Source organism: Pseudomonas sp. NBRC 111138 (assembly GCF_001320835.1).
GTDB classification, from domain to species: domain Bacteria; phylum Pseudomonadota; class Gammaproteobacteria; order Pseudomonadales; family Pseudomonadaceae; genus Aquipseudomonas; species Aquipseudomonas paracarnis.
Map to the genome: position 1 here is coordinate 1 of NZ_BCBO01000182.1, position 9,303 is coordinate 9,303.

Here is a 9,303-nt window from a genome sequence, read left to right on the forward strand (position 1 = left end):
TGTCCCAGCGTACTTACATGAACCTCAACGGCACGGATCCCAACCGGCCAAAGTTCGATTATCCGCAGCCGGGGGCGTGGTCAGACTGGCACAAGGCTAACTTGCCGATTTCGGCCAGTGCGATTGAGCGCACCATCAGGCCAGTGTTGTTTAATAACCGCTTGTTTGTATTGTGGGTGGAGTGTGTGGATAACAACCCTTCTCAGATGACGGTTGAAGAAGGTTATCTCCCAGGTGGTACCCCCACACCGCCAGATCCGGGCTCACCGGTTATCAAAGTACACAGTAACCCGATGTTGCGTTTGAACATGGTCTACAAGAAGTACGACGACAGTTGGAGTATGCCGCAAACCGTCATTGAAGCCTGGAGTGAGTCACCGTTGTTCAAGACTACGGACTTGGCGGAGCAGGTTGAGAGCATTGCCGTGGCCGACAGTTCGACAATGCCGGAGTCGATGTTTGTGGCGATGTATATGGGGTATACCGCAGGTAATGCGACGGATGGTGCGGCGGATCAATATGCGTTTCTAAAAACGGCGATGATCGATAAGAACTTTAATGTAACGGCGCTGTTTCCCAATCGTGGGTATGTGCCCAGTATCGGAACTCGAAAGGAGATCAAGGCACCCCATGTCTTGAGGGTGGGAAGGTTATTTGCTCAGGATAATAAAGGGCGGTTTCAGTTCAAAGTGCCTGAGCTTAGTATAGCGCTGAAAAGTGTCGAGTCGCATCGGCCGCATCAAGAGCTGGATAACTGGAATTTTGAAGAGAGGCAGGTTTCGATTGTTAGCCCTTCCCGTGGGGATGATGTTACTTATGATAAGTCTACAGGGGAAGTGTTCTTTAAATCTAAAATATCAGCTGTATTTTCAAAGCCTCCGGATGTGACGTTTTCTATAACGGCTTTTGATTCGGAGACGCAAGATAGATATAAGCTTGAAATGGTTTTGCCCGCAAACCAAACGGCGGGCTATGAGACGCTTTTGAACGGTTCTAGAATTCAAGTGTTGAGTGGTTCGCAGTTTAGTGGTGGGGGGAAGTGTAGGGTTAGTTTGATATCTTCTCGTACTAATGGATACGTTGGAAGCGGGTTATTGTCTTATTTCTTGTGTGACACATATGATGTTCATCATTGTACTCTTGGTCTGCCGGATGCAAATGGTTTTATATCAATATCTTCTAAGATTGCTGTGCTGGTGCGTGATTATTTGATGCACACCGGTTTAGTATTAAAAACAGTGCAGACGGATTGGCCTGCTGGATTCCGTCACGCTGAGGTCCAGGAGTTTATAAGGCCCCCTACTTATGTTTTTCAGCACGTTATTCTGCGACCTCTGAATCTGAGTGATCCGATGGCAGCTAATCCTGGCGCGGCGTCACTTTGGCACTCCGGTGGATTCGCAGTAATAAATCCACCCGACACCCATACATTAAGGCTCCCCATTAACCCTGAAACCCTGTTGCCTGACTGGCTGGGAGCCTGGCCCATCGGCTCAAAAAAAATTCCGATTATCCATGGTATCAAGGTGTTCAACGGTACCACCTGGCAGGTTTTGGGACATGCCCTGAAAATGACCTACGTAGAACTGGAGCTTGTCGCGCAAGTCACCACACCGCTGATCGCCCCTCGCATCAACACCCGTGCCAGCCCAACTCTGGGCATCGCCGAATTCATCGATTTCACCAACTCTGGCATCAAGCTAAACGATGCCGGCACCGCTCCACGCCAACCCATCCGCATGAATACATTGTTTGCACGCGAGTTGATCAACCGCGCCAATATCGCCCTGGAAAACCTGCTGTCCTGGGATACTCAGCTCCTTGAAGAGCCCCCTCTCAATCCACCAGCGGCCATTAACCAGATGGATTTTCACGGTGCCAACGGCTTGTATTTCTGGGAGTTGTTCCTGCACCTGCCTTTCATGGTCAGCCACCGTCTGAACCAGGAGCAAAACTTCGAAGGCGCCGAACAGTGGCTGGGCTTTATCTTCGACCCTTCGCGCAAAAAAGACGAGAAGGGCCGTCCGGCCTACTGGAACGTACGGCCTTTGATGGATGACCCGGTAGAAATGGACTACGTGTCGCGCAAACCCGCCGATCCGGACGGTATCGCTAGCAGCCACCCGGTGCGCTATCGCAAGGCGATCTACATGTTCTACATCAAGAACCTGCTGGACCGGGGTGACGCCGCCTACCGGCAACTGACCCCCGACAGCCTCGTAGCGGCCAAGCTGTGGTACGTGCGCGTGCTTGACCTGCTGGGGCCGCGCCCTGATATCAACGTGGTGGACCATTGGCAACCGATCCCCCTGAAAACCCTGAGCGACGCCACCAACTCAAAATTGCGCGAGTTCGAACAGCGCCTGATCCGGCAGGACCAACTACGCGAAGAGAGTGCCGCGGCCAACGATGGCGAGTCGCTCTACCACTTCGCCGAACCGCCGCTGTACCTGCGCACTTTCGCGCCCGACCCTACCCTGCTTGATCTGGATAACAGATACCTGCGCTTGCCCTTCAACCGTGAGTTGGTCCAGAACTGGGATACCGCCGAGGCGCGCCTGGACAACCTGCGTAACAACCGTACGCTGGACGGCAAGCCGCTGATGCTGCCCTTGTTTGCCGCCCCCTTGAACCCGCGCGATCTGCTGGCGGCGTTCGGTCAGGGCGCGGCCTCCGGTGGTGCCGCGCGGTTGTTGGCCCAGGAGGTGCCACCTTATCGCTACAGTGTGATGCACAACCGTGCCAGCAGTGCTGTGGAAACCCTGATCCAATTTGGCAATACGTTGTTGTCATTGATCGAGCGCAAGGAACAGGCGCAACTGCAGGAGCTGCAATACCACCAGGCTTGGGAGTTCGCCCAGTTTGCCGTGGACCTGCAACAACAGGCACAAGCGATTGACCTTGAGCAGAAAAAAGCACTGGAGGCGAGTAAGGCACTGGCTCAGGGACGCCTGGATTTCTACCGTAAGTTGGCCGATGAAGTGGTGAATGCCGGTGAAAAAGCTGCTGCAGCGCTGCACTTGGAAGGGCGGGTGTTGGACAACATCAGTCAGGTGGCCAATGCCGTTGGCAGTGGCCTGAAGGCCCCCCCCAATTCGGCTGGCGGCGGCGGCGGGGCTCACGCGGGTTTGACTAATGGTGCCGTTGCCGTAGCGTCCTCCGGGGGATGGCGCCTGGAGGGCGTCGCCGAAATGGTCAGTGCCTATTCTTCAGCCAGGGCGGCGATGCTCCATACCATTGCGGAGGCGACGGACCGCGCTGAAAACTTCCGCCGCCGCCACCAGGAATGGATGCAAGCCCGTGACCAAGCCACGCTGGAAATTGCCCAGATCGAGGCACAAATGCAAGTGCTTGAAGCACAGGCCCGCGCCACCACCCTGCAATTGAACCAGGCCCGCGTCGCCCAGGATCAGGCGTTGGCCAGCTATGATTTTCTGCGCACCCGTTTTAGCAATGCGCAACTCTATCAATGGCTCAACGGCCAGTTCGCGACCTTCTATTACCAGGCCTACGATGCCACCTTGGCGCTGTGTCTGGCCGCCGAAGCCTGTTGGCAATTTGAACTCGCCGACTTCAGCACGCGCTTTATTCAGGCGGGCGTCTGGAAGGACAGCTACCGAGGCTTGAGCGCCGGCGAGGCGTTGAAGTTGTCCTTATTGAAAATGGATTCGGCGTACCTGAGTCGCAATGAACGACGGCTGGAGATCACCAAGACGGTGTCCCTGCGCCAACTCAAGGACAAGGATCCGACCTCCGCCATCAATCAGGACTGGGACACCATCAAGCTTGGCCTGATAGACAACTGCCGCGTCGATTTCCAGCTGACGCAGCCCATGTTCGACAGCAATTACCCTGGGCATAGCGTGCGCCGGATCAAACGTATCAGCGTGTCGTTGCCTGTGGTCCTGGGGCCCTACGAAGACATTCACGCCACCTTGACCCAAACCTACAGTGCCGTGCAGATAGGCGACACCCTCAAGGAAAACCTGCGGGCCAGCCAGCAAATCGTTTTGTCTGGCGGGGTGGATGACGATGGGCTGTTCACTTTCAGTTTCGACGATGAGCGTTATTTGCCCTTTGAGGGTACGGGCGCTATTTCAAGCTGGGCGTTGGAATTCACCTCGACTGACGTTGCGGCGCGGAACCGCCTGTTCGAATCGCTGACCGACATCATCCTTAAGCTGCACTACACGGCCAAGGCTGGCTAGGAGGAGGCATAGTGAACCATGACGAGTCGCTGCAAATCGCCGCGCCGTCCCTGCCCAAGGGCGGTGGCGCCATCCAGAGTATCGGCAACGGCCTGGGACCGGTCGGTATCAGCGGTGGTGCATCGTTCGAGCTGCCCTTGCCAATCTCCCCCGGGCGGGGTTTTGCCCCGGACCTGACGCTGGGTTACAGCAGCACCAACGGCAACAGCTCGTTCGGAATAGGCTGGGGCAAGACGCCCAATGCGATCACTCGACGAACGTCCACAGGGGTGCCGGCGTATACCGATGAAGACGTGATCCTGGGGCCGGATGGGGAGCCCTGGATGCCGGAACGCAACCCGATGACGGGTACAGAGGTTTCAAGGGTCGAGACGGCCTATAACGGCTTGCCGGTGGGGCCTTACACCGTTGTACGCTACTGGCCTCGCACCGAAGGCGCATTTGCACTGATCGAGCGTTGGTCCGATACCGACAACCCGGGGGGGTTCTGGCTGATTCACAGTGCGGACGGCAATCTGCACCTGTACGGCAAAACCGCTGCTTCACGACGTGCCGACCCGGATGTCGATGCGCGTGTGGGGGAGTGGCTGCTCGAAGAAAGCCTCAACCCGCGTGGCGAGCATATTGTCTACCATTATCAGGCCGGCGATCACGCAGGTGCCCAGCGTTACTTGAGCAAGGTGCTTTACGGCAATGCGCTCGCCGATGACCAGCTGTATGCGTGGCGCGTTGAGGCTGGGCAAGGCGTGCTATGGCATTTTCATCTGGTGTTCGATCATGGTGAGCGTCCTACTGCCCTCATGACCGCTCCACCTTATGAGGCCACCCAGGCATGGCCTGGGCGCAGCGACCCGTTCTCCAGCTATGTCTATGGTTTTGAGCTCAGGACGCGACAACTGTGTCGGCAGGTGCTGATGTTCCACTGCTTTCCCGATGAGCCAGACATGGGGTCGGCGCCCGTGCTGGTGCGCCGACTACTGCTTGAATATCGGCCATCGTCACTGGGTTATAGCCTGCTGCATGCGGCCCATGAACAAGCCATTGACCGGGCCGGGAAGGTACAGAGTCGGCCGCCGTTGGAGTTCATCTATAACGCGTTCGAGCTCGCACCGGATCCCCAGCGCTATCAGCCATTTGAAACGATGCCGGGTCTTGACGACGGCCAGCGTTATCAATTTGTCGACCTGTACGGCGAAGGTTTTCCGGGCATTTTGTATTCTGACGATAAAGCCTGGTATTACCGCGCACCTATGCGGGCCAAGGCGGCGAGCCACCCTGACGACGTGGCCTATGACGATTGGCATGAGTTGCCAGAGATTCCGATAGCTGACCGCCTGCAAGCACCCCGGCAGTTTTTAAGCGACCTCACCGGTGATGGCTGCCTTGAATGGGTCGTAGCCCAGCCTGGGCTGTGTGGTTTTTTTACCTGCAACCCGGACCGCAGTTGGTCGAACTTCGCGACCGTGGATGCCTTCCCTCACGAGTTTTTTCATCCCCAGGGGCAATTGGCCAATCTGATGGGGGGCGGCTTGTCTGACCTGGCGATGATCGGCCCGCGCAGCGTACGTTTGTATGCCAACCAGCGGCAAGCGGGGTTTGCCCCCGCCACCCAGGTTAAGCGCAAGGAAGGCGAGGATGATCTGCCGTTGATCAGTAACGCCGCCACCGAGTTGGTCGCCTTCAGTGACGTGCTCGGCAGCGGCCAGCAGCACCTGATCCGCATCCGCCACGACCGGCTTGAATGCTGGCCCAACCTGGGGCGAGGCCGCTTTGGTAAAGGGTTCAGGTTCAGCACGCTGGGTTTTGCTTATGACGAGTTCGATGCATCGCGGGTCTTGCTCGCGGATCTGGACGGCTCCGGTGCCGCAGACCTGGTCTACTTGAAAGCCGAGTGCGCGCTGGTGTTCATGAACCGTTGTGGCAACGGCTTTGACGACGCCGTCGAGCTTCCTTGGCCCAAAAACGTTCGCTATGACAGATTTTGCCGGGTGAGTACCGCTGACTTGCAAGGGCTGGGTTGCTCCAGCCTGGTGTTGACGGTGCCGCATATGTCGCCCATGCATTGGCGGTATGACTTTGTCGCAGCCAAACCCTATTTGTTATGTGCCACCAATAACAACCAAGGCGCCGCCGCGAGCGTGAAATATCGCAGTTCGGCCCAGGAGTGGCTGGATGAAAAGCAGCAATTGCTCGCCAGCGATCAACCGGCCGTGTGTCGTTTACCTTTCCCCGTGCCGGTGGTGAGTGAGCAGGTTCAATGTGACGAAATCACGGGCAATCGGCTGACGCAACGGTTCGAATATCGAAAAGGTTTTTACGACGGACAGGTACGAACGTTTCGAGGTTTTGCCCTGCTCCTGGCGACTGATACCGACACTGCTGCCGAGGCATCACCGGAGTCGGGTTTCAGTGAGCCGGTATTGCGCAAGACCTGGTTTCATGTCGGACAAGTGATCGACCCAGCGTGCGATGAGTATTTCAACGGTGATCTGGCCGCTCACCCCTTGGGAGCAACCTTGCTTAGCCATTATCACGAAGCCGACGGTGTCGATGAACTTGTCGTACCCCAGGCCGATGAGTTGCCTGGCATGCTCCAAGCACTGGCAGGCCAGGTATTGCGTGTGGAAACCTATGGAGGGCGCAACGCAGGCGACGTCCCCTATAGCGTCGAGCAAAACCGCTACCTGGTACGCGTGCTGGATCGGCCAGTAGGCGGTCAATTCGCACCTTACAAGGTGATGCTGGCGTTATCGTTGGAGTCGATCGCCTACCAGTACGAGCAACAGGTCGATGACCCGCTGTGCCAGCACGGGATCAACCTGCGCTGGGATGCCTTTGGCAGCCTGACCCATGGCGTCAGGGTCAGTTATGCCCGGCGCCTGACGGCCCAGGATGATCCGGCCTGCCAGGTGGACCCGAATGAAATCACACCGCAGAAACGCTGGTGGTGTGATGCCCATGATTCGGCGCAGCAGGTTTACTACCTGAGTGAAAGCCTGGCGCGGTTTATTCACCTGACACACCCACAGGGCTGGCGCCTGGCCCTGCCTTTTCAGCAACGTGACAACGCGCTGGTGCTGGGTAAGGGCTCTGGTCCCAACGGCTTGCAACCCGACGCGATCAGCTATGAAGCCTTTATCGCGCAAACCGCCGCAAACCCCTTGAATCCCCAAGCTCAGCGAACACTGGTGGGGCAGTCGGTGCAGCGCTACCGGGACTTGTCCGGGGTTCACCCCTTACCGGATGGAGAGGCCATATTCCTGGCCTTGGCCGATGAGTTGGAAATTGCCGAGCTGGATGAGGCAGCGCTCAAGGCGTACGACTTGCTGCGCAATGACGAGGGTGAAATGCCGTTTGACCTGGAGCAAAAACTCCTGGAGGTCGGGTACCACAAAATGCGCCTGGTTCTGCCGTCCATCGACGGGGCGCAAGCGCCATTGTGGTCGGTCAAGCGCGGTTTCAATACCTACGCCGGCCTCGCGGGTTTCTATAACGTCATCACCGTGCAGCAAACCCGCAGTCATGGTGTGACCCATCTGAGTTACGACCCCTATGGCTGCCTGAATACTCGGGTACGCCTACCTGACGGCTGTGAGACGCGTGTGGATTCGATTGACTATCGCTTGCTGCAACCGGCGCGCATTATCGACCCCAATCAAAACACTCAGGAGGTGCTTTACGGGGCATTCGGCCAGGTGATCGCCACCAGTTTTTTCGGCACCGAACGTGGTCAACCCGTGGGCTTTGCGTCGCTCGATGACTACCGTCCTCCACTCGGCGGCACACCTGGCCAAATCATTGATGCACCGGCCGCGGCGTTGCAGGATGCCGCCACTGCGCACTTTGCCGACCCGTTCAGTTGGATGGGCCGAGTGCCTGACGCCGACCTGCAGGATCGCCAATGGCTGGACGAATGCGTAGCGCAGGGCGACTTGCTACCCAGCGGGCATATTCGTGTGTCGGCCCGTTTGCTCTCGCCATCCGATGCATTGACGCCCGCGCGACAACGCCTGTTGAGCTTGATCCCTCAGGTGCGCCGCGAGCCTGTTCACGCCGTTACCTTGCAGGCTGATCGCTACCCGCTCGATCCGGAAAAACAAATCCGCGTCGCCTTGAGCTGTTGGGACGGTTTCGGTCGCGCCTTGCAGAGCAAGCAAAAGGTCGAGCGCGGTTATGCCTACCATGTACAGGAAGATGGCTCGTTGGCGCTTGACGGCAATTGTCGGCCGGTGACGGTACAGGATGTTGAGCGCTGGCGGGTCAGCGAGCGGGTCGAGTACAACAACAAGGGGCTGATTGTGCGCATCTACAGGCCCTATTTTGCCGATCATCATCGCTACATCAACGATGTCAGCTTCAGGCAACACGGTTACAGCGACCGACAATTCTATGACCCGTTGGGCCGTCCTACTCGTACCGTCCTCGCCAAGGAGGACTACCTGCGGCGTCATACCTACTGGCCTTGGTACAGCATTTACGAGGATGAAAACGACACCTATGAAGAGGTGATGGCGATGAAAGAGGCCCGGGGGAAGACATTGCAATGACCGCCCTTGCGCTGCACCGGCAGACCCCAGGCCTGAGTGTGAGCGACCCTCGCGGGCTGACGGTGCGCACGGTGCGCTATTGGCGTGAGAGTGGGCGGGAGCAGGCGCAGGCAAGGAGCAGTCGTAGTGGCTTCGACGGTGCGGGCCGAGTCGTGGCCGAGTGGGACCCGCGTTTGGTGGAGCGGGCCAACCTGACGCAGGTTTACTCGCTTGGCAGCAAGGTACTGAGCTCCCACAGCGTTGATGCAGGATGGCGTGTCAGCCTGTTCACGCAGGCGGCTGAACAGGTGCAAGCGTGGGACGCTCGCGGTAATGAGCGACAGGTTGAATACGATAGTTTGCTAAGGCCTGTGGCGGTGTTCGAGCAAGCTGCGTGCGTCGAACGTCATCACTACGCCGATGCGTCGCCGCACTTTGCCGCGCACAACCAATGCGGCCAGTTGATCCGCCACGACACCCCGGCTGGAACGCAGCATTTCAATGAGTTCGGCTTGACCGGCGCGGTGCTGGAACAGTATCAACACTTTCTGCAAAGCCTGGATATGCCC

2 protein-coding genes and 1 pseudogene are annotated in these 9,303 nt (G+C 57.7%); all 3 read left to right on the forward strand.

Annotated elements, in window-relative coordinates:
- Positions 1-17 precede the first annotated feature (17 nt).
- Entirely contained in the window at positions 18-4,208 is a 4,191-nt protein-coding gene (locus APH41_RS27520; protein WP_156359106.1) for a neuraminidase-like domain-containing protein, read from the forward strand.
- An 11-nt stretch (positions 4,209-4,219) separates the two neighbouring features.
- Positions 4,220-8,755 carry a SpvB/TcaC N-terminal domain-containing protein gene (locus APH41_RS27525; protein WP_054922639.1) on the forward strand — a complete coding sequence of 1,512 codons (4,536 nt, stop codon included), beginning with the start codon at positions 4,220-4,222 and terminating at the stop codon, positions 8,753-8,755.
- Positions 8,752-9,303 (forward strand): annotated as a pseudogene (locus tag APH41_RS27530) (hypothetical protein); the annotation flags it as partial. The gene APH41_RS27525 and the pseudogene APH41_RS27530, both read left to right, overlap by 4 nt.

Excerpts from the sequence above, each read along its gene's own strand:
- APH41_RS27520 (WP_156359106.1), top strand. The coding sequence starts at position 18 with ATGAACCTCAACGGCACGGATCCCAACCGGCCAAAGTTCGATTATCCG.